The organism is Marinobacter sp. bablab_jr003 (assembly GCF_016464245.1).
GTDB classification, from domain to species: domain Bacteria; phylum Pseudomonadota; class Gammaproteobacteria; order Pseudomonadales; family Oleiphilaceae; genus Marinobacter; species Marinobacter vinifirmus.
On record NZ_JADARC010000036.1, the window covers coordinates 84,347 to 110,452 of the forward strand.

Genomic DNA, 26,106 nt, shown 5'->3' on the forward strand with positions numbered 1-26,106 from the left:
CCACCAGACAACAGGCGAGCCATGACCGCGAACGACCCCTCCCCGAACCACTTGCAGCTGACCCGGGACGGTCAGTTGCGGCATTTCCTCACCCTGGATGGCCTGGGCCGCGAACTGCTTACGGGCATCCTCGACACCGCCGACTCGTTCATCGAAGTAGGCGAGCGGCGGATCAAGAAAGTGCCCCTGCTGCGGGGCCGCACGGTGGTTAACCTGTTCTTCGAATCCAGTACCCGCACCCGCAGCACCTTCGAGCTGGCGGCCAAGCGGTTGTCCGCCGACGTGCTGAACCTGGATATCAATACCTCCGCCACCTCCAAGGGCGAGTCCTTGTCTGACACCCTGCTCAACCTGGAAGCCATGGCCAGCGACATGTTTGTGGTGCGCCATTCCCAGAGCGGCGCGCCGCACTTTATTGCCGAAAGCGTGACCCCGGGCGTGGCCATCATCAACGCCGGCGACGGCCGCCATGCCCATCCGACCCAGGCCATGCTCGACATGCTGACCATTCGCCAGCACAAGGGCAGCTTCGAAGGCCTGAAAGTGGCCATCGTTGGCGATGTGCTGCACTCCCGGGTGGCCCGTTCCCAGATCCGTGCCCTGAACGTACTGGGCGCCGGGGAAGTGCGGGTGATTGCACCGGGCACCCTGCTGCCCAGAGACGTGGAAGACCTGGGCTGCACCGTGGAATACGACATGGCCCGGGGCATGCAGGACCTGGACGTGGTGATCATGCTGCGGCTGCAAAAAGAACGTATGGAAGGGGCGCTGCTGCCCAGCGAGCGGGAGTTCTACCGGCTGTACGGACTGAACCAGGACAAGCTTGCACTGGCAAAGCCGGACTGCATTGTGATGCACCCGGGGCCCATCAACCGGGGCGTCGAGATTGAATCAGCGGTGGCCGACGGCCCGCAATCGGTCATCCTCAACCAGGTGACCAACGGTATCGCCATCCGCATGGCGGTGATGTCCATGGCCATGGGCGGCCAGGTGGCCGAACGACAGCAGAAACACAGTGATCACGAGGGAGCCCGGGCATGAGCCACCAGCACAATGACAGTCTGAAAATTACCGGTGGCACCCTGTTCGACGGTTCCGGCACCGAAACCGACAACCCCGGCCTGCTGGTTCGCAATGGCAGGATCGAGGCCCTCGGCAGCGCTGCGGTAAGCGCCAGCGCGGACCGGGAGTTTGATGCCAGTGGCTGCGTAATCGCGCCGGGCTTTATTGATCTGTGCTGCAACCTGAGGGAGCCGGGCAACGGCCAGAAGGGCAACATCGCCTCGGAAACCCGGGCCGCGGCCCATGGTGGCTTCACCACCGTGTGTGCCTCGCCGGAAACCTCGCCGGTTAACGACTCCAGTGCGGTAACCCACCTGATCCGCGAAGGCGCAGACTCGCGCGGCTCGGTCCGGGTACTGCCGGTGGGCGCCATCACCCGGGGCCTCGACGGTGAAATGCTGAGTGACATGGCGGGCCTGAAAAATGCCGGTTGTGTGGCGGTGGGCAATGGTTCCCGGGGTGTGCGTAATGCCCGGATCCTGCGCCGTTGTATGGCCTATGCCCAGACCTTCGGCCTGACCGTGATGTTCAGCCCGGAAAACCAGGCCCTGGCGGCTGACGGTTATTCCCACGATGGTCAGGTGGCTACCCGCCTGGGTCTGTTGGGTATTCCGGAAGTGGCGGAAACCGCGGCGGTGATGGAAATGCTGCTGCTGGCGGAAGAAACCGGTGTGAAACTGCACCTGAGCCAGCTGTCCTCGGGCCGGAGTGTGCAAATGCTGGCGGACGCCCGCAAGCGCGGGATTCAGGTCACGGCCGACGTGGCCATGCACCAGCTGTGTTTCACTGAAGAGGCCCTGGCCGGTTTTGACAGCCGTTTCCACGTGCGCCCGCCATTGCGCTCCGAAGCCGACCGGCAGGCGCTGGTAGCCGGTGTACGGGATGGCGTGATCGATGCCATTGTCAGCCAGCACCAGCCCCACGACAGCGCTGCCAAGCAGGCACCGCTGCCGGCTACCGAGCCGGGACTGTCCAGCATTGAAAGCGTGCTGTCGCTGGGCCTGGAACTGGTCGCCCGGGGCGAGCTGGAGCGCGCCCGGCTGCTGAACGCACTGACCGCCGGCCCGGCCTCGGTGCTGGGTCGAAACGCGCGGCTGGCGGAAGGTGAGGCGGCAGACCTGTGCGTGTTCGCGCCGGAGCAGTCCTGGCAGCCGTCAGTGCAGACCCTGGTCTCCGCCGGCCGGCACGCGCCGGTACTGGACCGCGAATTGCCTGGCCGGGTCCGGCTCACGCTGGTGGCCGGTAGAACAGCCTGGGCCGACCCGGCCTGACCCTCCTGTCCTGAAAGTGCGGCAGAGGTTCTCCGGCCTCTGTCGACACTGTCACAGAATCCTTCCTGTTGCTGAAAAACCCTTGATAACAGGCACCCGAGCCAACGTATCCTATGGGGTGACCCCTTATGGTTGTCCCAGGACACGAGCTGCGGCTGCCTGACTGCAGCGCGCGCCAGAGAATAATAATCAGGAGTGAACCCGTGAAGTTATCCAGTCTTTCCCGCCGGGTGGTGGCGGCTGCTGCCCTGAGCGCCAGCCTTGTTGTTCCCGCCCTTGCCCATGCCCAGTCCGAGATTATCGAACGCAGTTTCTGTGTGTTTGACCCGGTGGGTGCCAATGGCCCCCTGTTTGCCATTACCAAGGAGTTTCAGCCGGTTGCCCTGCAACAGGGCATCAAGCTTGACCTGCGCGCCTACACCGATGAAAAGGTAGCGGCCGAGGATTTCAAGGCCGGCCAGTGCGATGCCGTGCTGCTCACCGGCACCCGCGCCCGGGAGTTCAACAAGTTCACCGGCAGCCTTGAAGCTATGGGTGCCGTGCCGGGCGAAGAGGAAATGCGCCTGCTGTACAACACCCTGAGCCAGCCCAAGGCGCGCCCCTTCCTGGTGGATGGTCCCTACGAAGTGGCTGGCGTGTTCCCCGGTGGTGCCATTTACCTGCACACCCGTGACCGCAACGTCGATTCAGTAGAGAAGCTGCAGGGCAAGCGAATCGCCACCCTGGACTATGACTCCGCGTCTGTGCGCATGGTGCGCCACGTAGGTGCTTCCGTGGTGGGCTCGAACTCCGCCAACTTTGCCGGCAAATTCAATAACGGCAGCGTCGACCTGGCCTATGCCCCGGCCGTGGCTTACCAGCCCCTGGAACTGTACAAGGGCGTGGGTGAAAAGGGCGGCGTGTTCAAGTATGCGCTGGCGTATATGAACTTCCAGGTGATCATCCACCGGGACCGGTTCCCGGATGAAGCGGGCCAGATGGTGCGGGACCAGGCCATCAAGCGGCTGGATGAAGCCTACGCGATCATCGCCGAAGACGAGTCCGGCATTCCGGATAACGTGTGGATGCATCCGCCGGCAAAAGACGTAGCCGAGTACGACAAGATGCTGCGCCAGGTCCGCTTGTCGCTGCTGGAAGACGGAGTGTATGACGAGCGTGCGATCAAGTTGATGAAGGCGATCCGGTGCCGGGTAGACGGTGCCCGTTCGGAATGTGCGTCCTGATCAGCCAGGGCAGGGAAGGTAACAGGCCCGCATAGCTGCGGGCCCTGGCGGTCAGCGGATGGCGTCTTTCAGGGCCTTGCCGGCCTTGAAGCCAACGGTCTTGCTGGCCGGGATTTCAATGCTGGCCCCGGTCTGCGGGTTGCGGCCGGTGCGGGCTTCCCGCTTGCGGACATTGAAAGTGCCGAAGCCGATCAGGGTAACGTCATCACCCTTGGCTGTGGCGGCGGAAATCTGGCTGGTAAAGGCGCTGATAACGTCGCTGGCTTTTTCGCGGGTAAGGCCGGTCTGGTCGGCAATCGCGGCAGCTAGTTCAGGTTTACGCATCGAAAACTCCTGTTCTTGGTTCTGTTTGTTGTTTTTTGCTCCAGACCGCCGACCGTGCCGGCGGTTGAAGCAATCTATAGTGGCTTCGGGGCCAATGTGCAAACCCCGGCGTGTAACGATATGTTCGAAAAAATAAAAAAGGACACGAATGTTATGAAAGACTTCCGGACCTCCCTGGCCTGTGGCAAACGCCTGCGCGGCTTTGCTGCAGCGGTTGCGGCCAGCGTCGCCCTGAGTGGCTGTGGCGTGGTGAACCACATGATCTACAAGACTACCGGCGATGTAATGCAGGGGTTTTCCCGGAACCACACCGTGCCCTACCTGATGGAATCTGAAGACCTGGCCATGGGCTGTGCCATGAGTGAGGCCACGGCGCCGTTGCTGATGTCGTTCGGCCGGGTGACCAGCGAGCCGGACCAGCTGGCGGTGATGCTGTATCTGTCGTCCGGCAGCTGTGCCGAAGAGCAGGCCATGGAGCATGAGCTGGCAGGCCTTGCGGCCATGCACGGCATGGATGGAACGGCCGCTGAAGATGCCTTTATCCGCCAGAAGCGCGCCCATACCCTCGCGGCCAAGCGCTATCACCGTGCCTGGCAGCACCACAACGCCTACTATGGAAACCCGGAAGAAACCGAGTGCCCGGATTTTGACGATGACATGGATGAATTCATCTACATGGCCGGCTTGCTGTCCGGACTGCAGGCCCTGAATGCCCAGATCCAGGCTACCTCTTCCATCGGCGTGCCCTTCAACACCGGCTCTGTGGTGGGGCGGGCTACCCAGTGCCTGGATAACAAGAAGTGGTGGGGTGCCCCCATGGGCCTCAGGGCAACTGTCTGGGCCATGATTCCCGGGACCAGGCCAGAGGGTGAAGTTCCGCTGGAGCGCCTGGCCATTGCCAGCGAACAGGGCAAGCAGGCCGGCGTGCGCCTTGGCCATGTGTTCCAGGCCATTGCCGCGGGCAACAAGGGTGACGAAGCCCTGGTGAAGGCGGTTATCCGTGACCACGCCGAGTCCCTGAAAAACGACGACGCCAACGAGGAGTGGCGCTTTGTCGATGCCATGGCCACCAACATGCTGGTGGCTATGTCTGACCGGCTCTGGGTAGAAAATACCGGCCACCGCACCCCGATGGGGCAGTTCGGCAGCTTCTGGGATGACCAGCAGGCGCCGACCGAAACCATGGATCTGGATGATCTGTTGTAACCCCCAATTCCCGGAGTAGGTAGTTATGGCCCCGAGTGGTTTTCGTCGTACCGGGCTGGAATGGTTTTCCTCCTTGCCGGCTTGCCTGTTGCTGCTGGCAGTGGTGCTGTTCTCCACCAGCAGTGATATTCACAACCAGATGCTCCGGGGCGGGGAGCAGCTCTGGAGCGGCTACTACAAGCTCCGGCTGGATCCGGCCAAGCCGGAGTGTGATGCCAACCGGGATATCGAGGCCGCGGTGGCCGAGGAAATGGCCAGGGAAGCCCCGGCGGATGATCCCATGGCCGCCCTGCTGGGCACCGTAGAAAAAGACCCGGCCGATGTGCGCCTGGCGATTGAGCGTTCGGTAGCGGATTGCCGCTCGGCCCACGCCAGCTATGAGTCCTTGCAGGGCCAGCTGACTGCCGGGGTAAAGGCCTACCGCGCCGTTGAGCTGTTCGTGGCCGACCTGATTGCCTTCGGGCTCAGTGCCCAGCGCTACATACTGGTGATCCTGGTGATGCTCTGTGCCGTCACCGCAACCCTGACCCGCCACCATATTGCCATGCGGGCCATGGAAACCCGCCTTGACTACACCGTCTCCCTGACCCTGCAAACCATCGCCAATGCCATGTTGCTGGGTTCCAGCCTGATTTTCCGGCAATCCACCCTGGCCAGCAGTACCGCAGTGTCGGGCGAGGAGTTGTTGCTGCACAACTTCTGGATCATCGGCTTTGGCTGTCTCACCCTGGCCAGCCTGTACCGTCTGTTCCGGGTGCCGGATGGCCTGTCCGCCGGCGGCAGCCTGGGCCAGGCCTTCCTGTCGGTACCGCTCTACACAGTGATGTGCCTGATTTCCGGCACTTATTTCGCGATGATTGGCCACTCCTCGGGCATCGGTATTTACCTGGGCAAGATGATGGAGCTGGCCGACATGTTCCTGAACGTGGGGTTGTACGTTTGGGTGGGCATGATGCTCAAGCAGACCCGGCTGGCGACACTGGTGTTCAACGTGTTCCGGCCCTGGCGCATGCCGCCGGAGCTGCTGGCCGTCGTTGCCGTGCTGGTGGCAGCAGTGCCCACGGCCTATACCGGCGCCTCGGGTATTTTCGTGATCGCCGCCGGTGCGGTGATCTACAGCGAACTGCGGGCGGCTGGTGCCCGGCGCCACCTGGCGCTGGCGGCCACGGCGATGTCCGGCTCCCTGGGTGTGGTGCTGCGCCCCTGCCTGCTGGTGGTGGTGATTGCCTACCTGAACCGGGAAGTGACCACCGACGAACTCTTCGGCTGGGGCATCTGGGTGTTTGTGCTGACGGCGACCATGTTCAGCCTGGTGGCGGTTACGGTGAACCGCCAGAGCCAGTTCAACCTGGCCCCGGTGACCGATGCCATGCCGGCCTCGGTGCTGGCCTTGCGGCCGCTGGTGCCCTATGTGCTGGTGATCATTGCCGTGGTGCTGTTCTATCGCCTGGCGCTGGATGTGAAGATGGATGAATTCTCCGCACCACGCCTGCTGCCGGTGATCATGCTGGCCATCCTGGTATACGAGCACTTCAGTCGCAAACGCCGGCAGGACGACACGGCTGGCGACACGGAGTATCAGGGCCTGGAAACCAGCATTCGGGGAGCGACCAACGACACCACCGCCGAAATCGGTGCCTTGTTGCTGCTGCTGGGGCTGTCCGTGAGTATTGGCGGGGTGATCGAACGCTCCCATATCATGGAAGCCTTCCCGCAGGCGTTCGACAGTGCCTGGTCTGCGATGTTGCTGATGGTGGTGATCCTGGTGATTCTGGGCATGATCATGGATGCCTTCGGTGCCGTGATCCTGGTGACGGCTACGGTGGCAACCATTGCCTATTCCAGTGGTATTCATCCGGTGCACTTCTGGATGGTGACCCTGGTGGCGTTCGAGCTGGGCTACCTGAGCCCGCCGGTGGCCCTGAACCACCTGCTCACCCGGCAGGTGGTGGGCGAAGCGGAAGTGCTGGCGGCGCAGCAGGAAGGCGGTACTTTCTATCAGCGCCATGAACGCATCATCATGCCGCTGATTGCCATGGGGATCTCGCTGGTACTGGTGGCGTTTGTGCCGCTGCTGTTCTACGCGAACTGAGCATAGTGGCCGCTTCCGGCGGCCTGGCTCAAAAACCACCGATACAAAAAAAGCGCCGTGCTTTCGCAGGGCGCTTTTTTTTCAGGCCGGTGACACTCAGGCGAGTTTCGGGCCGGCTTCGACGATGGTGTCTGCCACGTCGAACTTCTTGAAGTTCTCTACGAACTGGCCAATCAGCTCCTGGGCCTTGCCGTCGTAGTACTCCGGGCTGGTCCAGGTGTTGCGCGGGTTCAGCAGTTCGGTCTCGACACCCGGGATGTGTTTGGGCACGTCCAGGTTCAGCGCGTCCAGGTGCTCGGTTTCCACGTCGTCCAGGTCGCCGTTCTGGATGGCAGCGATGATGGCACGGGTGGTCGGGATGCTGAAGCGCTTGCCTTCACCGTAAGGACCACCGGTCCAGCCGGTGTTGACCAGGAATACCTTGCTGCCGAACTCGTCAATACGCTTCATCAGCAGCTCGGCGTAAACGCCGGCCGGGCGCGGGAAGAACGGTGCGCCGAAGCAGGTAGAGAAGGTGGACTTGAGCTTGGAGGAAGAGCCCATTTCGGTGGAGCCCACCAGCGCGGTGTAACCACTCAGGAAGTGGTACGCAGCGGCTTCGCGGCTCAGTACCGATACCGGAGGCAGAACGCCGGTCATGTCGCAGGTCAGGAAGATGATGTGCGACGGTTCACCGGCACGGTTCTCGATCACGCGCTTCTCGACGTGCTCCAGCGGGTAGGCACAGCGGGAGTTTTCGGTCAGGGAAACGTCGGTGTAATCCGGCTCGCGGGTTTCCGGGTCGATCATCACGTTCTCGACGATGGCGCCGAAACGGATGGCGTCCCAGATGATCGGCTCGTTCTTCTGGCTCAGGTCGATGCACTTGGCGTAGCAACCGCCTTCGATGTTGAAGACAGTGCCGGGGCCCCAGCCGTGCTCGTCATCACCAATCAGGTAGCGGTGCGGATCGGCAGACAGGGTGGTCTTGCCGGTGCCGGACAGGCCGAAGAACAGGCAGGTTTCGCCGGTTTCGCTCACGTTGGCGGAGCAGTGCATCGGCAGTACGTCTTTCTCCGGCAGCAGGAAATTCTGCACAGAGAACATGGCTTTCTTCATCTCACCGGCGTAGTGCATACCGGCCAGCAGCACCTTGCGCTTGGCAAAGTTGAGGATAACGCAGCCGTTGGAGTTGGTGCCGTCACGCTCGGGTACGCACTCGAAGTTGGCGGCGTTGAGGATCTGCCATTCCTGCTTGTCGGCCGGGTTGTAGGCGTCCGGGCGGATGAACAGGTTGCGGCCGAACAGGTTCTGCCAGGCGGTTTCGGTGGTCATTTTCACCGGCAGGTAGTGCTCGGGGTCAGAGCCAACGTGTACGTGAGAGACAAACTGGTCTTTTTCAGCGATGTAGGCTTCAACACGGTCCCACAGGGCGTCGAACTTGTCGGCGTCGAACGGGCGGTTGATCGGGCCCCAGTGGATGTCGTCGGAGGTGCTGGGTTCCTCAACGATAAAACGGTCCATGGGAGACCGGCCGGTGCGCTCGCCGGTGGTAACCACCAGGGAACCGTTTGCCGCAAGCTGGCCTTCCTGCCGTGCCAGTGCTACTTCAACCAGTCTTGCTGTACTCAGATCACTATAAGTGTTGCTCACTTCGACCTCGCCCTCGGGATGTCTTCGTGATTGCCCAGTCCTTGCCCCCGAACACTGGCGGAATTCTGAACAATCGGGTCAATTCAGGCGCGCTATTATGCCAGAGACGCCGATAAAAAACGACTGCCCTGAAAGCCGCGCCACTGGCGGCTTCCGTGCAATGTTAAAGAGTTGTCAGTGTAGCGTATGACCGGTGAAAAGGTGATCAATGTCATTTCTATTGAAGCGATAGTTTGCGTGGCAGAACTGGCAGTCCATGTCGATGCTGCCCTGTTCGTCGAGAATGCTGTAGCACTCTTCCTTGCCGATCGATTCGAGCGCCGCCAGGGTGCGTTCGCGGGAACAGCTGCAGCGGAACTCCACCGGCTCCGGCTCGTACAGGCGCACGGTTTCTTCGTGGAACAGGCGGTGCAGCAGGGTTTCACTGTCCAGTTTCAGCAGCTCTTCCGCTTCTACGGTGCGCGCCAGGTGGTTTACCCGGTTCCACAGGTCATCGTCTTCCTCGGTGTGGCCGGGAAGGCGCTGCAGTAGCAGGCCGGCAGCGGTATCGCCATCGGCAAACAGGAACAGGCTGGTGGCAATCTGCTCGGAGCGCTCGAAGTATTCTTCCAGGCAGCCGGCCAGGTTGTCTGCTTCCCGTGGCACCACGCCCTGGTAGCGCTGGCCCTTTTCCGGGGTAATGGTAATCGCCATCCGGCTCTGGCCCAGCAGCTCGTGCAGGGTCTCGCCGCTCATGGCCTGTTCGTCAAAGCGGGCCAGGCCGCGGATCTTGCGGTCGTGGCTGCATTCGGCCATCAGGGTGCGCAGGGCGCCTTCACCGGCTGCCTGCAGTGACAGGGTGCCCTCGAACTTCAGGGTGCTGCTCATCAATACGCTGGCTACCAGGGATTCGCCCAGCAGCTGGCGTACGGAATCCGGGTAGGGGGCCTGGTTGATGATTTCACGGAAGCTGTCGCCCAGTTGTACCCAGGCTCCCCGCACCTGGCTGTGCTCGAAGATAAAACGCTGGAACTGATCCTGGGAAGCCATGATGTCTCCTGAAACTGTCTGTTGATTCACTGGTGATGCCTGTAAGGATGTAAGTTGCGGGGCAGTGCCTGAAACCAGGCTGGGCGAGCCGGTTCTAAAGGCCGTTCTGGTCCCGGAAGCGCTGGATATCCCGGCGGTCTTTCTTGCTCGGGCGCCGGGCCGGCGGCAGCTGGGCGGCCTGCATGGTCTTGCGCTGCCAGGCCAGGTCCTCGCGCTTTTTTACGCTGTCGTCGGTTTCGTGGTACAGCTTCTGCGCTTCCGGTGCGCCCCGGCGCCGGTCACTGATGTCGTCCACCACCACAATTTTTTCCTGCCAGCCCAGGCGCAGGGAGACCCTGGCGCCGGTTTCCACAATCTTGCCGGGCTTGGTGCGCTGGCTGTTGTAGTGCACCTTGCCGCCCTCAATGGCTTCCTTTGCCAGCGCGCGGGTTTTGTAGAAGCGCGCGGCCCAGAGCCACTTGTCGAGCCTTACTTTCGGGTCTTCGGTGTTTGTTGCTGCCATATCTCCCCACCTGGCAGGCCAGGTTGTCCTGACCTATGGATAACTGTGCGGATTATAACCGGCCTGTCATTGCGATGGCAGTGGCGGGCGGGCTTGCAGCGTTGGCAGGACCTCGTCGAAGTGACGGATGCCCGGTATTTCCGGGTGCCCGGTCGCCGGGGCCTGGGTGCTGTCCGGTGCCAGGATCGCGAGGCACTGGCCGATACCGGCATCCCGGGCGCTTTCCAGTACCGGGAAGCTGTCGTCCACCATCAGGGTGCGCTCCTGGCGGTAGGGAATCCGCCTGGCCAGGTCGCTCCAGAACGCCCGGTCTTCCTTGGGTTTGCCCAGTTCATGGCTGGATACGATGGCATCCACGTGGCGGTCCAGTCCGGTACGGCTGAGTTTCAGTGCCAGGGGATCCGGGTGGCAGTTGGTAACGATGACCGAGCGCAGGCCAGCCTTGCGCAGGGAGGCCAGAAAATCCGGTACGTGGGGTCGGTAACCGATGCGGTCACTGACCTCCGCTTTCAGCCGGTTGATATCCACCGACAGCCGCTCGCTCCAGTAATCGGTGCAATACCAGTTCAGGGAGCCGCGTTCGGCCATGATCATGGTCAGCAGCTGGTCTTTCGCTTGTTGCGGGTGCAGGTCGTACTGCTCGGCGTAACGGCGGGGCAGGTGTTCGAGCCAGAAGTGCGAGTCGAAGTGCAGATCCAGCAGTGTTCCGTCCATATCCAGGAACACGGTTTCGAGGGTTGACCAATCCACCATAAACAAAAACAGCCTGAAGAATTTGCTTCAGGCTGCCTCAGTTTCCGGCCTCTGGCAAGCCGGGATTCTACGGACGAATGCCCGGGATCAGTCTTCGGACTGCTCCACGGTTTCCGCCTTGCGGCCACTGCGGGAGCAGCCCAGGCAGCGTACAAAGGTGGCCTTGGCCGGGCCGACAACCAGTACTTCGCCAGCTTCACCGGCATTACCGCCCAGGGCAGAGAACGGCAGAGACACCAGATACACCGCGCTACCCACGATGGTGGTGGCCAGCAGAACCGGGCGCAGAAGCACGGCGTCGGTGGTCATGGCCAGCGCCGACGGGCTTTCGTCAATCGCCCTGGCATGGCCCAGAGAAGAAAAGGCGAGCAGACAGGCTGCAACCGTGGCCATCAGGGTGCGGGAAATCTTGCGGGTCATCGTTATTCTCTCCTGTTAATACTCTGTTAACTATGAATCATATTGCCCCAATTTCAAACGATTTTTCGATATCCGGTTGGCAACTCTGGCGGTTGGCTAGCGCTGGCAGCGGGGGCAATAGACGGTACTGCGGTTGTTCATGCGGATCTCTTTCAGGGTGGTGGCACATTCGGGGCAGGGGTTGCCGCCGCGACCGTACACCAGCAGGGACTGGGCAAAGTAGCCCGGTTTGCCGTCGCTGTTCACGAAGTCGCGCAGGGTGGTGCCGCCCATCAGAATGGCTGCGCTCAGGGTTTCACGAATGGCTTCAGCCAGTTTGTGGTAGCGGTCCAGGGAGATACGGCCGGCTTTCCGTTTCGGGTGGATGCCGGCTTTGAACAGGGCTTCATTGGCGTAGATATTGCCCACGCCGACCACAATGTGGTTATCCATAATGAAAGACTTGATGGGCGTTTGCTTGCCGCGGGACAGCCGGAACAACCAGGGCCCGTTGAATGCATCTGACAGCGGCTCCGGCCCCAGGTCCCGGATCAGCGGGTGTTCGGAGCAGTCATCGGCCCAGAGCCAGCAGCCGAAGCGGCGGGGGTCGTTGAAGCGCAGGGTGCGGCCGTTGCCCAGGGCAATCTCCACGTGGTCGTGGGTGGCGGCGGGGCTGTCGTCGGTAATCACCCGCAGGCTGCCGGACATGCCCAGGTGGACAATCACGGTGCCGGCATCCAGGTGCAGGAACAGATACTTGGCCCGGCGGTCCACTGCCCGGATAACCTGGTTTAACAGTTTCTCGGGCAGGTCATCCGGTACGGGCCAGCGCAGGCTGGGGTTGCGGATTAATACCCTGGTCACAGTCTGGCCTTCACAATGGGGTGCAATGCCCTGGCGGGTGGTTTCAACTTCCGGTAACTCAGGCACGGGGCCTCCGCGGATAACAGGTTTCTCGGCCGCCAAGTGTAATCAGTAACAAAAATGGCGCCAAACCCGGTTGTTGTTGCGTACAAGTGTACGCTAAAGTGACGAGGTAACTTCCCCTTCGAGTACCAGCGAAAACCTCCGCAGTATCGCCTTGTCGAAGTTGATTGATTTTTGAGGATATTTTATGTGGTTTAACGGTCTCCTGGACCTCTCCGCGTGGCAGCTGATCGCTGTTACCCTGGTGATGACGCACATCACCATCGTCAGTGTAACCCTGTATCTGCACCGCCACTCGGCCCACAACGCGCTGGACCTGCATCCGGTGCTTAAGCATTTTTTCCGTTTCTGGCTGTGGCTGACCACTGCCCAGAACACCAAGGAATGGACTGCCATCCATCGCAAGCACCACGCCAAGTGCGAGACCGAGGAAGACCCTCACAGCCCGGTGGTTCTGGGTATTCGCAAGGTTCTGTTTGAAGGTGCGGAGCTCTACGCCCAGTCGGCAACCCCGGAAAACCTTGAGCGTTACGGCCAGCGTACCCCGGAAGACTGGATCGAACGCAAGGTCTACACCCCCTATAAAATGGGTGGCATTGCCCTGCTGGCCGTCATCAACCTGCTGCTGTTCGGGGTTAACGGTATCTGGATCTGGGCCGTGCAGATGATGTGGATTCCGCTCTGGGCCGCCGGAGTGGTTAACGGTATCGGCCACTACATGGGTTACCGCAACTTCGAGTGTGCCGACAACGCCCGCAATATCTCCCCTTGGGGTATCCTGATTGGCGGTGAAGAACTGCACAACAACCACCACACCTATCCGAATTCCGCCAAGCTGTCCCGTCGCTGGTATGAGATCGACATTGGCTGGGGTTACATCCGCCTGTTCCAGCTGTTCGGCCTGGCCAAGCCCAAGGGCTACCGGCCCATTGCCCACTATGTGCCGGGCAAGCAGGAAATGGATGTGGAAACCGTGCAGGCCATTACCAACAGCCGGTTCGATATCATGCGCCAGTATCGCAAGCGGGTGATGGAGCCGGTGTTGCGCCAGCAGAAGTCCCTGATGGACGACGAAATCCGCCCCCGCTATCGCAAGCTCAAGCGCTTGCTGTCCCGGGAGGTGTCGCTGATCCATCCCCGCGAGAAAGAAACGCTGGATTCAGTGCTCGAACGCCATGAAATGCTCAAGCTGATCTACGACAAGAGCCACGAGCTCCAGGCCCTGTGGCGCCAGCGGGGCCTCAAGCCCCAGGACAAGCTGCAGGCGCTGATGGACTGGTGCAAGGAAGCGGAAACCAGCGGTATCCGTTACCTGGAAGAGTTTGCGGCGCACCTGCGGGCCTATTCACTGCGCCCAATGGCCTGATTGGCCGCAGATGCAAAAAGCCGGACGGGATTCCCCCCGCCCGGCTTTTTTGTGGGTGACCGGTTAGTCCTGGTCGGCTTCCGGCGCCACCCGGTAAAGGTTATAGGTTACCTGGCCTGCGGTTTTCTGGCGGTGCAACTGCCAGCCTTCGGGTACCGATAGCCCGGTCAGTTCACTTTCGTGCTCTACATACACCCAGCTACCTGGTTTCACCCAGGGGCCATCGGCGATCAGTGGCAGCAGTCGCGCCAGCCAGCCCTGCCGGAAGGGGGGGTCCATGAAGATAATGTCGAACGGCGGTCGGTTCGGGCTGTGCAGGTAACCTTCCACGTCCTGGCAGACCACTTCGCCGTTTTCGGATTTCAACAGCCGCAGGTTATCCCGCAGGGCTGTAGCCAGTGCCGGGGTATGGTCCACCAGGGTTGCCTTTGCGGCACCCCGGGACAAGGCTTCCAGGCCCAGCGCGCCAGAGCCGGCGAACAGGTCCAGGCAATCGCTGCCGGCCAGGTGGAAATTCAGCCAGTTGAACAGGGTTTCGCGGGTTCGGGCCGGGCTGGGGCGCACGCCGCCGGCATCCGGAAAGCGGAGCTTACGGCTGCGCCAGTCGCCACCGATAATGCGCAACTCGCCCTGTCCGCCGGCCTTGGCGGCGCCCGGGGCGGGTTTGCGTTGGGGTGGTCTGCGCTTGGCCATGGAGCTGCTCCGGTGGGTGAAACGGTGATCAGGTTCGGGCCGATATGTTACCGGAAAGCCCGCAGCAGGGGATAATCGGAGCCCCCATCACTTAGTGCCGGCAGTCTGCTAGAATACCGGCTTTCTTTTCGCCCGCCCATTTTCAGACAGATGGTAAGACTATGACGGCAGAGTGGATTTCAATCGGCCTCCTGGCCCTTCTTGTCCTGTTCTTTGTGCTGGATATCGCCGGCAACCGCAAGCGCGCCCCGCGCCCGGAGAAGGTGCCCCAGCGCAAGCCGGAGGTGGCCAAGGGCCCGGCACCGGTTGCCCCGGAGCAAGCACCTGAACCGGAAGTACAGCTTGAGCAAGCGCCGGAAGCTCCCGTGGCTGAGGCCATACCGGAGGCACCGCCCGAAGTGCCTGCCGAGCCGGCACCGGTAGAAGAAGCTGCCCCGGCCGTCGAGCCTGCTCCAGAGCCAGAGCCAGAGCCAGAGCCAGAGCCAGAGCCAGAGCCAGAGCCAGAGCCAGAGCCAGAGCCTCAGCTGAGTGTCTTCGAGCGCATCAAGAAGGGCTTGGGCAAGACCCGCGCCAGCCTGACCGGCGGCCTGGCGGACCTGTTCACCGTTGGCAAGAAGATCGATGAAGACCTGCTGGAGGAAATCGAAACCACCCTGCTGATGGCGGACGTGGGGGTAACGGCCACGTCGGAAATCATCGAATCCCTGACCGACAAGCTGGAACGCAACCAGCTGAAAGACGGCGAAGCCCTGCGCAAGGCCCTGAGGGAAGAGCTCCACGGCCTGCTCAAGGATGTGACCAGGCCGCTGGAAATCGATACCGGCAAACAGCCCTACGTGATCCTGATGGTGGGCGTGAACGGTGTTGGCAAGACCACCACCATCGGCAAACTCACCAAGAAATTCCAGGCGGAAGGTAAGTCGGTGATGCTGGCGGCTGGCGACACCTTCCGGGCCGCGGCTGTGGAACAGCTGCAGGTATGGGGCGAGCGCAACAATGTGCCGGTTATTGCCCAGCACACGGGTGCCGACAGTGCCTCGGTGATTTTCGATGCCATCCAGTCTGCCCAGTCCCGGGGTACCGATATCGTGATTGCCGATACTGCCGGCCGGTTGCAGAACAAGGACAACCTGATGCACGAGCTGGAAAAGGTGGTCCGGGTAATGAAAAAACTGGACGATTCCGCGCCCCACGAAGTGATGCTGGTGCTGGATGCCGGCACCGGCCAGAATGCCCTGAGCCAGGCCCAGGTGTTCCAGCAGGCGGTGGGCGTGTCTGGCATTACCCTGACCAAGCTCGACGGCACGGCGAAGGGTGGTATCGTTTTCGCCATTGCCCGCCAGTTGCAGCTGCCTATCCGGTTTATCGGTGTCGGCGAGCAGGCGGAAGACCTGCGCAGCTTTGATGCAGAAACCTTTGTAGACGCCCTGTTCGACGACTGAAGTACCGGCCACGGAGCCCAAGCCCCCGATGATCGAGTTTCGTCAGGTAACCAAGCGCTATGACAGCGACCACACCGCCCTGCGCCAGGTGAATTTCCACCTGGACCGGGGCGAGCTGGCCTTTCTGACCGGCCACTCCGGTGCCGGCAAGAGTACCTTGCTGAAGCTGATCATGGTGATGGAGCGTCCCACCGCCGGTGAGGTGATCGTGGGCGGCCAGAAGCTCAACAGCCTGCCCCGCCGGCAGATTCCCTACATCCGCCGGCACATTGGCGTGGTGTTCCAGAACCACCAGCTGCTGTTTGATCGCACGGTATTCGACAACGTAGCCATGCCGCTGGAAGTGATGGGTGCGTCGCCGGATGACATCGGCCGGCGGGTGCGGGCGGCCCTGGACAAGGTGGGCCTGCTGAACAAGGAAAAGATGAACCCTATGCAGCTGTCGGGCGGTGAGCAGCAACGGGTGGGCATTGCCCGCGCCGTGGTGAACAAGCCGCCGGTGCTGCTGGCGGATGAGCCCACCGGTAACCTGGACCCGGAGCTGTCGGCAGACATCATGCACCTGTTCACCGAGTTCAGCCAGGTGGGTGTTACTGTGCTGATTGCCACCCACGATATTGCCCTGATCGACCAGATGAACAAGCGCCGGCTGACCCTGGACCATGGCCGGATGATTGTCGGCGCAGATGCACCCCTGACCGGAGGTGTAAGTGGTTACTGACTCACGCCAGAAGCCTGAGAAGCGCAGGGGCGCCAACCGGGGCCGCTCACCGGCCTCGAACCAGGCCCGGAGTTATCTGGACCATCACCGCAAGGTGGCGAAAGATTCCGCCCAGCGGCTGTGGCGCAGCCCGGTGGCCAGCATGATGACCTGGATGGTGATGGGTGTGGCCCTGGCTTTGCCGGTGGCGCTGTTGCTGTTGCTGGGTAGTTTGCAGGGCGTGAGTGCCGGCTGGGAAAACAGTGCCCGGATTACTGCCTACCTGTCACTGGATGTGCCGGTGGAGCAGGCCCGGGAGCTGGCTTCCGCGATTGACGGTGATGGACGGGTGTTGTCGGTAGAGCTGGTAGACCGGGACCAGGCCCTGGCTGAATTCCGGGTGTCGTCGGGGCTGGATGATGCCCTGGATTTCCTGGACGACAACCCGTTGCCCCACACCCTGCTGGTAACGCCGGAAGACAATGCCCGATCTGCCGATGGCGTGCAGGCCCTGGTGACCTTTATGGAAGGCATGGATGCCGTCGAGCGGGTCCAGGTAGATCTGGGCTGGCTGCAACGGCTCAATGCCATTACCGATATCCTGGCGAGGGCGGTCTGGGCGTTGGCGCTGTTGCTGGGTGCGGCGGTGATCCTGGTGATCGGTAACACGGTGCGGCTTTCTATCGAGAACCGCCGGGATGAAATCCTCGTGGCCAAGCTGGTGGGAGGCACCGATGCCTTCGTACGCAGGCCCTTTCTTTATACCGGCGCCTGGTTCGGTTTGGGCGGCGGCGTGGTCGCCTGGGTGTTGATCCAGGTTTCGCTATGGTGGCTGAACGGCCCCATCGAGCGGCTGGCGAGCCTTTACCAGAGCGAGTTTGTGATTCACGGCCCGGGCTTTGATGGCGCCCTGGCATTGATTATCACAGCCATGGTGTTAGGCTGGCTTGGCGCCTGGGTGGCAGTGAAGCGTCATCTGGATGACATAGAGCCGGGCGATATTGCCGGAGGGTGATCCGGATAACGGGAAAACCGTATTGAAAATACAGCTTGTTCCAGCGTAGCTTGGTTACCGGTTATCGACGCTGGAATGGCATTCAGGAATTTCCCAGATGTATGATTTTTAACGTGTTACTGGGAAATTCGGGAACTAATCAGGTGCTTGGCGGTCAAAGTTTCAGTTGTTATATTTAACGGCTGTCAGGTTCGGAGGTTATTGCATGGGTACGAGTTTACAGCTGGTTGACAGACTGGTTCCGGGCGCGAATCTCGAGTCTTACATTCAGGCTGCGAGTCGCATTCCGGTTCTCTCAGTGGACGAGGAGCGAGAGCTGGCAGAACGGCTTCACTACCATGGCGATGTGGAAGCCGCCCGTCATCTGGTGCTCTCCCACCTGCGCTTTGTGATTCATATCGCCCGCAGTTATTCAGGCTATGGCCTGGCTCAGGCTGACCTGATCCAGGAAGGTAACGTGGGCCTGATGAAGGCGGTCAAGCGCTTCAACCCGGAGTATGGCGTGCGGCTGGTGTCGTTCGCGGTGCACTGGATCAAGGCAGAGATCCATGAGTTCATTCTGCGCAACTGGCGCATTGTGAAGGTGGCCACCACCAAGGCCCAGCGCAAGCTGTTCTTCAATCTGCGCAGCCAGAAGAAGAAGCTGGCGTGGCTGAACCACGATGAGCTTCAGGCGGTCGCGAAGGACCTGGGGGTAGAGCCCAGGGTGGTGCGCGAGATGGAAGGTCGTCTGGCATCCCAGGATACCGCGTTCGACGGTCCGATGGATGACGATGAAGACAGTGCCTACCAGGCGCCGGCGTATTATCTGGAAGATCGCCGCAGTGATCCGGCGGTGCAGCTGGAGAATGCCGACTGGTCAGAGGACTCCAACGGCCGGTTGATGCAGGCGATGGAAAACCTGGATGAGCGCAGTCAGGATATTCTTCGCGAGCGCTGGCTGACCGAGAGCAAGTCGACGTTGCATGAGCTGGCGGACAAGTATGGTGTGTCTGCGGAGCGGATTCGGCAGCTTGAGAAGAATGCGATGAAGAAGATCAAGTTGCAGATGGCCGAGGTTGCCTGAAGCTGATCATTGGCCCTTGGGGTTTGAAAACGCCACCACCGTTCGCGGTTGGTGGCGTTTTTGTTTGTATAATCCGTGCTGGCTTTGACAATTCATACCTCCGGGAGGAAGGGATTGGGGTGGGCTTTCCAAAAACCGCTCCTGCGGCACATCCGTGTGGCGCTTCTGCTCCGCCATCCATGGCTCCGCACATTTTTGGAAAGCCCACCCCAATCCCTTCTTCGGACTTTTGAGTGGGATTCCCGAAAATGAATGCAAATTCTCCCCATATCGCTTTCCTCGGTATTGGCCTGATGGGCGCGCCGATGACCCGTAACCTGCTGGATGCCGGTTACCCCATGACGTTGTGGAATCGTACCGCAAGTAAGTGTGAGCCCTTTGCCAACGAGGCCTCGATCGCGGCGGCGCCGGCTGAGGCGGTGGCGGACGCGGATTTGGTGATCACTATGCTGGAGAACGGGCAGGTGGTTGAGGATGTGCTGGTGCATCAGGGCGCGATCGGGGCGTTGAAGGCGGGGGCGCTGGTGATTGATATGAGTTCGGTGCAGCCGTCGCTGGCCCGTGAGTTGGCTGGGTTGGTTGGCGAGCGTGGGGCCGGGTTTGTGGATGCGCCGGTTTCCGGGGGTACGGTGGGGGCTGCGGAGGCTCGGTTGAGTATTATGGCCGGGGGGTCGGAGGCGGATGTTGAGCGGGCGCTGCCGGTGTTCGGGGCGTTGGGCAAGTGTACCCGGATCGGGCCGGTGGGGGCCGGGCAGTTGGCGAAGCTGGCGAATCAGGCGATTGTGGGGATTACCATTGGTGCGGTGTCTGAAGCCTTGTTGCTGGCAGCTAAGGGTGGCGCGGATCCTGCGGCGGTGCGGGAGGCGTTGCTGGGCGGCTTTGCCGGTAGCCGGATTCTGGAGTTGCACGGGCAACGGATGATTGACCGGAACTTTGCCCCCGGGGCGCCGGCGCGGATTCAGTTGAAGGATATGCGGATGATTCTGGATGAGGCGCGGGCCGAGGGGTTGACGTTGCCGTTGGCGCAGCAGACTCATAACGAATATTTGTCGCTGGTGGCCAATGGCCATAGCGATGTGGACCACAGCGGTTTGTTGCTGGAGCTGGAGCATATGAACGGGGCCTTGCTGGGCTCGCTGGGCCGTGGGCCAAAGGACTGAGGAGGCACTGATGCCACGTTTTGCCGCGAATTTGTCCATGTTGTTTACCGAGGTGCCGTTTCTCGAGCGTTTCGAGCGTGCTGCAGCTTCGGGTTTCAGGGCGGTGGAGTACCTGTTTCCCTACGAGTGGCCGGCAGAGGAGCTGGCGCAGAGGTTGCAGGCGAACGGGCTGACCCAGGTACTGTTCAACCTGCCGCCGGGGGACTGGCAGGCGGGGGAGCGGGGAATTGCCTGTTTGCCGGATCGCGTTGAGGAATTCCGGGCCGGGGTCGAGCAGGGCATTGCCTATGCCAGGGTGCTGGGTAATACCCGGCTCAATTGCCTGGCCGGGCTCAAGCCGGCGGAGCTTTCAGAGCAGGAGGCCTGGAGCACGCTGGTTGCAAATGTTCAGTATGCGGCGGACCGCTTTGCCGAGGCGGGGCTGACACTGTGCCTGGAGGCGATCAATTCCCGGGTGGATATGCCCGGCTTCCTGCTGGATACCACCGGCAAGGTGATGGAGCTGATTGAAGCGGTGGATGCCGATAACGTGCGCCTGCAATACGACATCTACCACATGCAGGTCATGGAGGGAGATCTGGTTCGCTCCATGGAGTGCCTGCTGCCCTGGATTGCCCATATTCAGTTTGCCGATAATCCGGGACGGAACGAGCCCGGTACCGGCGAGATTAACTTTTCGAATGTTTTCGCTGCCCTCGACAGGATGGGCTACGCTGGCTGGGTCAGTGCCGAGTATCGGCCTTCTGCTGTAACCGAGGCGTCTCTGGGCTGGTTCCGGCCCGGTTGTTGACCGTCGTCATAGGCGACACCCTCTTACAAGATCGTAACTGGCCGGGTTCCGGTGTTATTCGTAACCTTGTAAGCAACCAAATCCGCTATCAGGAGGAGTCACCGGTGAAAGCGCTGGTAATCGAAGACGATCAGGATGTAGCAAGTTACCTGGTGAAGGGGCTGAAGGAGTCTGACTTCGTGGTGGATCATGCGGCCGACGGCAAGGAAGGCATGATGATGGCGGCCAGTGAAGAATACGACATCATGATTGTCGACCGCATGCTGCCGGGCATGGATGGGCTATCCATCATCAAAACCGTGCGGGCCACCGGCAACCAGACCCCTGTGCTGATTCTCAGTGCCCTGGGTGATGTGGATGACCGGGTGGAAGGCCTGCGTGGCGGGGGCGATGATTACCTTACCAAGCCGTTCTCGTTCACCGAGTTGCTGGCCCGGATCGAGTCGCTGATCCGCCGTAACCGGCAGGCGGCTGAAACCGAAACTGTACTGAAGGTAGCAGACCTGGAAATGGACCTGCTGGCCCGAACCGTGAAGCGCGCCGGCCATAATATCGATGTCCAGCCCCGGGAATTCCGCTTGCTGGAATATCTGATGCGCAACGCGGGCCAGGTGGTTACCCGGACCATGTTGCTGGAAAAAGTCTGGGACTATCACTTTGACCCCCAGACCAACGTAATCGACGTGCACATCAGCCGTCTGCGCGCCAAGATCGACAAGGAATTCGACACACCCTTGCTGCAGACAGTTCGGGGTGCAGGATACATGCTGCGTGAAACTGCTTAGTCAGCTCAGAACGTCATCGTTCCAACTGGCACTGCTTTATATGGTGGTGTTTGCCACCTCTGTATTCCTGCTACTGGCATTCATCTACTGGCGCACCGCCGGCTTTATGACTGCCCAGACCGACGAGACCATCGAGGCGGAAATCGCCGGTCTGGCGGAACAGTATCGCGGGCGTGGCGTGAACGGGCTGATTACCATCATCCGTGAGCGTGTCGCCCGGGATCCGAACGCCAAGTCCATCTACCTGCTGACCACCGATGACTTCCTGAAACTGGCCGGAAATATTGAAACCTGGCCGGAAGGCAGTCGTTCTTCCGATAGTGGCTGGATCAACTTTACCCTGAACCCGACCGTGGGCTGGCAGGGGCCGGAACGCCTGGCCCGCGCCCGTATCTTTGATGTCCAGGGTGGCCTGCGCCTGCTGGTCGGCCGGGATGTGGATGAGCTGACCAGCCTGAAACGGGTGATCGAGACCGCCATCAACTGGGGCATGGGTATCACCCTGGCCCTGGCCCTGCTGGGTGGTTTTCTGATGAGCCGAAGTACCACGCGGCGCATTGAAGTAATCAACAACACCTCGCGAAGGATCATGAACGGGCACCTGTCGTTGCGGATACCCACCCGGGGTACCGAAGACGACTTTGACCAGCTGGCCGAAAACCTGAACCAGATGCTCGACCGGATTGTTTACCTGATGGAAGGTATCCGGCATGTATCGGACAGCATCGCCCACGACCTTCGCACCCCGCTGACCCGCCTGCGTAACCAGCTGGAAAACACCCTGATTGCTGTGGATAACGACGAGGCCCGTGAACAGGTAGGCCGGGCGGTTGCGGAAGCCGATCAACTGCTGGCGACTTTCAACGCCCTGCTGCGGATTGCCCGGCTGGAAACCCGGGGTAATTCCGCCGATATGAAGGTGGTGTCGCTGGATGAGCTGGTCAGTGATGCCTGCGAGCTTTATGAAGCCCTGGCGGAAGACAAGGAGCAGACCTTTACCCAGGAGATGGCCTCCGGGGTGATGATTGAAGGTGATCGCGACCTGGTGTTCCAGATGGTCAGCAACCTGATTGATAACGCCATCAAGTACACTCCCGAGCATGGCGGCATCGTGGTGGCGGTCCGCCGGGAAGGTGCTGCAGCGGTGTTTGAAGTGCGGGATTCCGGTATCGGCATTCCGGACGACGAGAAAGACCAGGTGTTCCAGCGTTTTTACCGGGTCGGCAAGAGCCGGTCATTGCCGGGTAATGGTTTGGGGCTGAGCCTGGTCAGTGCGGTGGCCGAGATTCACCAGGGCCAGATCCTGCTCAGCGACACCCATCCGGGCGAGGAGCCGCCGGGGCTTACGGTCAGTGTGCGCATGCCGGCCTTCACCGGCGTCCGAAAGCGGATCAAGGCCACCACGGTGGAGCCTGCAGCGGATTCCGCTGATGAACGAACGTCAACGGCGGAACCCGGCAAGGCCTGACTGCTTACTGGCTGGCGCGGAACCGGTTTACCCGGTTGAGTACCGGTCCGATGACGATGTCGGCCCGGCTTTCGACGGCCTGTGCCAGCTGGTCAAACTGGGCGCGACGACGGTCAACCCTGGCCTGCAGGCTGTCCCATTCCCCTTCCAGGTGTTTCTGTTCTGCCATCACAAAGGCGGCAATATTGTGCCGGTTGAGTTTGCTGGTAATGCCCATGTCGTCCAGGCGGAAGCCCAGGGTATCAATGCCTTCCAGTGCCAGGTTCAGCAGCTTCTTGGTGTTCATCGGTGTGTCTCCGTTAACAGGGAAATCGGGTCAATTACCTGCAAACTAATGGCGGGCGCTAGAGTGTTCAACCTAATTTCCGGCCGGAGCCAAGGGCGTGATGTCTTGCCAAAAGGTAATTCCGTGGCCACAGGCAGGTAATGAGAGGTGAGGATAATGGGTACTGTAGATGCGGAGGCGGGTGACCCGTTGCCTGCCTCCCCCTCCAGCACAGCGCTAGCCTTAACCCCGTTACCCGCGGGGTTTTTTTATGGCTGCTGGTAACAGATTCGATCGATTTCCCACAGCTTGGTCGACTCCGGCGTTCTCACCCTGATTTCGTCGCCTTCGCTTTTGCCGAGGCAGGCTTTGACCACCGGCGCATGCACCGAGACGTAGTTGTTTTTGCCGTAGATCTCGTCCGGCCCGACAATCCGGAAGGTGAGTTCGTTGTCGTCCTCGTCCACCAGGGTTACCCAAGCGCCGAAGAAGGCCTTGCCTTCCTGCACCGGGCTGTACTCCACCACCCGCAGTTTCGACAGCCGGTTTCTCAGGAATCGCACCCGCCGGTCGATTTCGCGCAATCGCTTCTTGTTGTACTGGTAATCCGCGTTCTCTGAACGATCGCCCAGGCTGGCCGCCCACTGTACCTTCCTGGTCACTTCCGGGCGTTCCTTGCGCCACAGTTCGTCCAGTTCCTGCTGCAATTCGGCATAGCCTTCCGGGGTAATAACGTTGGTGTCCATAAGGCCTTCAAAGGTCAGGTGAAAGAGTTTGCCCATTCATATCGCCGGGGCGGATCCGGGTCAACTGCTGAATGGCCTGCAGGGACACGTGAAGGTGGTCACACTTTGACCAGTCTTGCCGGAAAACTCCCGGGGTTGGCGATAAACTGAACAGACTAAGTGTGCGCAGGGCGTCATCAGTGATGTGCCGCACCGGATAGCCAGGATTCAGGAAGATACCATGAGCAGCAACAGACAGAGCACAGAGCAACCGTGGCTAAGGCCGCCCCTTATGGCGGGTATGGTGCTGGCTATTACGGTGCTGGTGCCGGCTGTGGTGCAGGCGCAGAGCGCGGAGTCTGCTTTCGAACCTGAGCAGCGTTCAACCATTGACACCATCCCGTTCCGGGCCATCGAAGAGGAAGCCCTGGCGAACACGGTGATCGAGGGTGGCCTGGAGGCGCCGGCAGCCGGTGTGCCGGTGCAGGCAGGAAAAGATGATGACTTCTACCTGGACCCGCTGGCGTTTCAGCCCAGGGACGACCGGACTGACCTGGGCCGCTCGGAAATTCCCGTGGATATCCGTTTCAGCAACCCGAAGGTGATTCCCGGCCAGACCCACAGCAACAACTATGTGATCCGGCCACCGGAGAACCGCACCTACGACACCTTCAATCTCAACATGACCGAGCGCCGGTAGCCGTCAGGCCGCCGATTCCAGCGCCACCGGTTTGCCCAGCACATCCCGGTAGAAAAATGTCAGTGCCTGGGTAGCCTGGTTCAGCCGGGCCCGGGACAACTGCATCTTGTCACTCAGATACGCCAGAAACTGCCTTTGCTCTTCTTCGGCAAGGTTGTCGGGGTCGGTCAGATCGTGAAACAGCACAAAGCGGCTGATCCAGTGCAGGTAGGTTTGTTCGGCACGTTGATTGAGCTGGTGTTTGCGAATGGCCGCCTGAACTTCGTCGACCATGCCGGGCCGTGACTGCTCCAGCGCCTGGGTAATATTCATGTTACGCACTCTTCCGGAAAGCTTGTTGTTGTTATGGTGCGCGCATCATATGACAAACGTTTGAATGGTGCAAAAAAGACCTGCAGCCACCGGGCGAGGGGCTGTCTGCCCGGAGCAGGGGGCTCCGGGCCCAGGGCTCGCCTCGGTTACTTCAGGGCTTCCAGCTTGTCGATATACTTCTGCATGGCTTCGTCGCTGGAGGTGCCTTTGACCTTTTCCCAGGCGTCGTACTTGGCACGGCCAACAAAGTCCATCATGCCCGGGCGCTTGCCGGAAACATCGCCTTCGGTTGCTTGCTTGTACAGTGCGTAGAACTCCAGCTTCAGTTCGTTGGAGGGTTTGAAGTCGCCTTCGGCGGACTGGATGTAGTTTACCGCGTCATCGAATTTCGCTTTCAGGTCACTCATGGTCTGGCTCCTTGGTTTTAATGGTTTTTTCCTCTGAGGGTGGGCCGAGTATAGCCCTGGTGTGAATCGCCGTCATTGACTGAAAGCGCGTTATGGCGGGCGGCAGGGCAATCTGGCAAAAGTTTGCCCGACTGCACATTTCAGGTCATTTCTCGCCAGCGCCTGCTTGAGAACAGCGGATCATCTGTGTACAGTTTGCGCCGTTGCCTGCCAGGATGGCCGGCTTCAGGGATTGAACGACACTGCAAATGAATTGCACAGGGAGCACGCCATGTCTGCCAAAGACGGTTCTGTCGCGCCTAAAGAGCGCATCAATATCAAGTATGTCCCCGCCACCGGCGACCAGCAGGCTGAAACCGAGCTGCCGCTGAAAATGTTCGTGGTTGGCGATTTCAAGGGCCATGCTGAAGAAACCCCCATCGAAGACCGCAAGGCCATTTCCGTTGACAAGAACAACTTCCGTTCGGTCATGAAGGAAGCGGGCCTGACCCTCTCCACCACCGTTTCCAACAAGCTCGAAGACAATGCCGACGACCTGCCGGTGAACCTGGACTTCCAGGGCCTGGACGACTTTTCTCCGGACAGCATCGCCCGCCAGGTGCCCGAGCTGAAAAAGCTGATCGAACTGCGCGAAGCCCTGGTTGCCCTCAAGGGCCCACTGGGTAACGTACCGGCCTTCCGCTCCAAGCTGCAGGAACTGCTGGACAACGACAGCGCCCGGGAAAAACTGCTGGCGGAGCTTGAACTGGCCACCGACGGCGGCGAGTAAGCGCACCACCGGAACCCGGTAAC

The 26,106-nt window shown here is 60.8% G+C and carries 28 protein-coding genes; 16 read left to right on the plus strand and 12 right to left on the minus strand.

The window, feature by feature from the left end; genetic code table 11:
- The first annotated feature begins 21 nt into the window (after window positions 1-21).
- The 3 genes from H3Z84_RS02695 (at window position 22) to H3Z84_RS02705 (ending at window position 3,556) form a co-directional block, all read left to right on the plus strand.
- Window positions 22-1,041: an aspartate carbamoyltransferase catalytic subunit gene (locus tag H3Z84_RS02695; protein ID WP_199456159.1), complete on the plus strand. Its 1,020-nt coding sequence runs from the start codon at window positions 22-24 to the stop codon at window positions 1,039-1,041.
- Window positions 1,038-2,333, plus strand: coding sequence for a dihydroorotase (locus H3Z84_RS02700; RefSeq protein WP_199456160.1), 1,296 nt, complete (start codon window positions 1,038-1,040; stop codon window positions 2,331-2,333). Before H3Z84_RS02695 ends, H3Z84_RS02700 begins: the two co-directional genes overlap by 4 nt.
- 203 nt (window positions 2,334-2,536) lie before the next feature.
- A complete protein-coding gene (locus tag H3Z84_RS02705) occupies window positions 2,537-3,556 on the plus strand; it encodes a putative solute-binding protein (RefSeq protein WP_199456161.1) in 1,020 nt (339 codons plus the stop codon).
- 51 nt (window positions 3,557-3,607) lie between these two features.
- Here the strand turns inward: H3Z84_RS02705 and H3Z84_RS02710 are convergent, their stop codons facing one another.
- Entirely contained in the window at window positions 3,608-3,880 is a 273-nt protein-coding gene (locus tag H3Z84_RS02710) for an HU family DNA-binding protein (protein ID WP_058342086.1), read from the minus strand.
- Window positions 3,881-4,033: 153 nt separating this feature from the next.
- Between H3Z84_RS02710 and H3Z84_RS02715 the strand changes: the two genes are divergently transcribed.
- Both H3Z84_RS02715 and H3Z84_RS02720 read left to right on the plus strand, forming a co-directional pair.
- Window positions 4,034-5,086, plus strand: a complete 1,053-nt coding sequence (locus H3Z84_RS02715; protein WP_058342453.1) for a hypothetical protein — start codon at window positions 4,034-4,036, stop codon at window positions 5,084-5,086.
- A 25-nt stretch (window positions 5,087-5,111) separates the two neighbouring features.
- Window positions 5,112-7,178: a TRAP transporter large permease subunit gene (locus H3Z84_RS02720; RefSeq protein ID WP_199456162.1), complete on the plus strand. Its 2,067-nt coding sequence runs from the start codon at window positions 5,112-5,114 to the stop codon at window positions 7,176-7,178.
- Between the two features lie 96 nt (window positions 7,179-7,274).
- Here H3Z84_RS02720 and H3Z84_RS02725 read toward each other — a convergent pair whose 3' ends face one another.
- From H3Z84_RS02725 to mutM, 6 genes are all read right to left on the minus strand, one after another.
- Window positions 7,275-8,810: a phosphoenolpyruvate carboxykinase gene (locus tag H3Z84_RS02725; RefSeq protein ID WP_199456163.1), complete on the minus strand. Its 1,536-nt coding sequence runs from the start codon at window positions 8,808-8,810 to the stop codon at window positions 7,275-7,277.
- A gap of 174 nt (window positions 8,811-8,984) precedes the next feature.
- Window positions 8,985-9,839 carry an Hsp33 family molecular chaperone HslO gene (gene hslO / locus H3Z84_RS02730; RefSeq protein WP_022990389.1) on the minus strand — a complete coding sequence of 285 codons (855 nt, stop codon included), beginning with the start codon at window positions 9,837-9,839 and terminating at the stop codon, window positions 8,985-8,987.
- Window positions 9,840-9,933: 94 nt separating this feature from the next.
- Entirely contained in the window at window positions 9,934-10,341 is a 408-nt protein-coding gene (gene hslR / locus H3Z84_RS02735) for a ribosome-associated heat shock protein Hsp15 (RefSeq protein ID WP_199456164.1), read from the minus strand.
- A gap of 66 nt (window positions 10,342-10,407) precedes the next feature.
- Window positions 10,408-11,094, minus strand: a complete 687-nt coding sequence (gene yrfG / locus H3Z84_RS02740; protein WP_199456165.1) for a GMP/IMP nucleotidase — start codon at window positions 11,092-11,094, stop codon at window positions 10,408-10,410.
- 87 nt (window positions 11,095-11,181) lie between these two features.
- Window positions 11,182-11,514 carry a hypothetical protein gene (locus H3Z84_RS02745; RefSeq protein ID WP_022990392.1) on the minus strand — a complete coding sequence of 111 codons (333 nt, stop codon included), beginning with the start codon at window positions 11,512-11,514 and terminating at the stop codon, window positions 11,182-11,184.
- A gap of 96 nt (window positions 11,515-11,610) precedes the next feature.
- Window positions 11,611-12,423, minus strand: a complete 813-nt coding sequence (gene mutM / locus H3Z84_RS02750) for a bifunctional DNA-formamidopyrimidine glycosylase/DNA-(apurinic or apyrimidinic site) lyase (RefSeq protein WP_199456166.1) — start codon at window positions 12,421-12,423, stop codon at window positions 11,611-11,613.
- A gap of 184 nt (window positions 12,424-12,607) precedes the next feature.
- Between mutM and H3Z84_RS02755 the strand changes: the two genes are divergently transcribed.
- A complete protein-coding gene (locus H3Z84_RS02755) occupies window positions 12,608-13,786 on the plus strand; it encodes a fatty acid desaturase (protein WP_022990394.1) in 1,179 nt (392 codons plus the stop codon).
- Window positions 13,787-13,849: 63 nt separating this feature from the next.
- Here the strand turns inward: H3Z84_RS02755 and rsmD are convergent, their stop codons facing one another.
- On the minus strand, window positions 13,850-14,479 hold the full coding sequence (gene rsmD / locus H3Z84_RS02760) for a 16S rRNA (guanine(966)-N(2))-methyltransferase RsmD (protein ID WP_199456167.1): 630 nt from the start codon (window positions 14,477-14,479) through the stop codon (window positions 13,850-13,852).
- A gap of 161 nt (window positions 14,480-14,640) precedes the next feature.
- Between rsmD and ftsY the strand changes: the two genes are divergently transcribed.
- The 8 genes from ftsY (at window position 14,641) to H3Z84_RS02800 (ending at window position 22,905) form a co-directional block, all read left to right on the plus strand.
- A complete protein-coding gene (gene ftsY / locus H3Z84_RS02765) occupies window positions 14,641-15,921 on the plus strand; it encodes a signal recognition particle-docking protein FtsY (RefSeq protein ID WP_199456168.1) in 1,281 nt (426 codons plus the stop codon).
- Window positions 15,922-15,949: 28 nt separating this feature from the next.
- Window positions 15,950-16,642 carry a cell division ATP-binding protein FtsE gene (ftsE, locus tag H3Z84_RS02770; RefSeq protein WP_094624851.1) on the plus strand — a complete coding sequence of 231 codons (693 nt, stop codon included), beginning with the start codon at window positions 15,950-15,952 and terminating at the stop codon, window positions 16,640-16,642.
- Complete coding sequence (gene ftsX / locus H3Z84_RS02775) at window positions 16,632-17,636, plus strand: permease-like cell division protein FtsX (RefSeq protein ID WP_199456169.1); 1,005 nt, start codon at window positions 16,632-16,634, stop codon at window positions 17,634-17,636. Before ftsE ends, ftsX begins: the two co-directional genes overlap by 11 nt.
- 205 nt (window positions 17,637-17,841) lie before the next feature.
- Window positions 17,842-18,702, plus strand: coding sequence for an RNA polymerase sigma factor RpoH (rpoH, locus tag H3Z84_RS02780; protein WP_058342077.1), 861 nt, complete (start codon window positions 17,842-17,844; stop codon window positions 18,700-18,702).
- Between the two features lie 248 nt (window positions 18,703-18,950).
- A complete protein-coding gene (locus H3Z84_RS02785) occupies window positions 18,951-19,862 on the plus strand; it encodes an NAD(P)-dependent oxidoreductase (RefSeq protein ID WP_199456170.1) in 912 nt (303 codons plus the stop codon).
- Between the two features lie 10 nt (window positions 19,863-19,872).
- Entirely contained in the window at window positions 19,873-20,652 is a 780-nt protein-coding gene (hyi, locus tag H3Z84_RS02790; protein ID WP_199456171.1) for a hydroxypyruvate isomerase, read from the plus strand.
- 104 nt (window positions 20,653-20,756) lie between these two features.
- Complete coding sequence (locus H3Z84_RS02795; protein ID WP_022988601.1) at window positions 20,757-21,437, plus strand: response regulator transcription factor; 681 nt, start codon at window positions 20,757-20,759, stop codon at window positions 21,435-21,437.
- Window positions 21,424-22,905 carry a HAMP domain-containing sensor histidine kinase gene (locus H3Z84_RS02800; RefSeq protein ID WP_199456172.1) on the plus strand — a complete coding sequence of 494 codons (1,482 nt, stop codon included), beginning with the start codon at window positions 21,424-21,426 and terminating at the stop codon, window positions 22,903-22,905. Before H3Z84_RS02795 ends, H3Z84_RS02800 begins: the two co-directional genes overlap by 14 nt.
- 4 nt (window positions 22,906-22,909) lie before the next feature.
- Here the strand turns inward: H3Z84_RS02800 and H3Z84_RS02805 are convergent, their stop codons facing one another.
- Window positions 22,910-23,191 carry a hypothetical protein gene (locus H3Z84_RS02805; RefSeq protein ID WP_022988599.1) on the minus strand — a complete coding sequence of 94 codons (282 nt, stop codon included), beginning with the start codon at window positions 23,189-23,191 and terminating at the stop codon, window positions 22,910-22,912.
- Between the two features lie 248 nt (window positions 23,192-23,439).
- A complete protein-coding gene (gene greB / locus H3Z84_RS02810) occupies window positions 23,440-23,916 on the minus strand; it encodes a transcription elongation factor GreB (protein WP_036219280.1) in 477 nt (158 codons plus the stop codon).
- Between the two features lie 220 nt (window positions 23,917-24,136).
- On the opposite strand from greB, the gene H3Z84_RS02815 reads away from it, so the two are divergent.
- Complete coding sequence (locus H3Z84_RS02815) at window positions 24,137-24,595, plus strand: hypothetical protein (protein WP_228285830.1); 459 nt, start codon at window positions 24,137-24,139, stop codon at window positions 24,593-24,595.
- A gap of 3 nt (window positions 24,596-24,598) precedes the next feature.
- Here the strand turns inward: H3Z84_RS02815 and H3Z84_RS02820 are convergent, their stop codons facing one another.
- Window positions 24,599-24,907 carry a site-specific integrase gene (locus H3Z84_RS02820; RefSeq protein ID WP_022988596.1) on the minus strand — a complete coding sequence of 103 codons (309 nt, stop codon included), beginning with the start codon at window positions 24,905-24,907 and terminating at the stop codon, window positions 24,599-24,601.
- A 146-nt stretch (window positions 24,908-25,053) separates the two neighbouring features.
- Complete coding sequence (locus H3Z84_RS02825; RefSeq protein ID WP_022988595.1) at window positions 25,054-25,314, minus strand: acyl-CoA-binding protein; 261 nt, start codon at window positions 25,312-25,314, stop codon at window positions 25,054-25,056.
- 271 nt (window positions 25,315-25,585) lie between these two features.
- Here H3Z84_RS02825 and tssB point away from each other — a divergent pair, with 271 nt between their 5' ends.
- Window positions 25,586-26,083, plus strand: coding sequence for a type VI secretion system contractile sheath small subunit (gene tssB, locus H3Z84_RS02830; RefSeq protein ID WP_199456173.1), 498 nt, complete (start codon window positions 25,586-25,588; stop codon window positions 26,081-26,083).
- Window positions 26,084-26,106 lie beyond the last annotated feature (23 nt).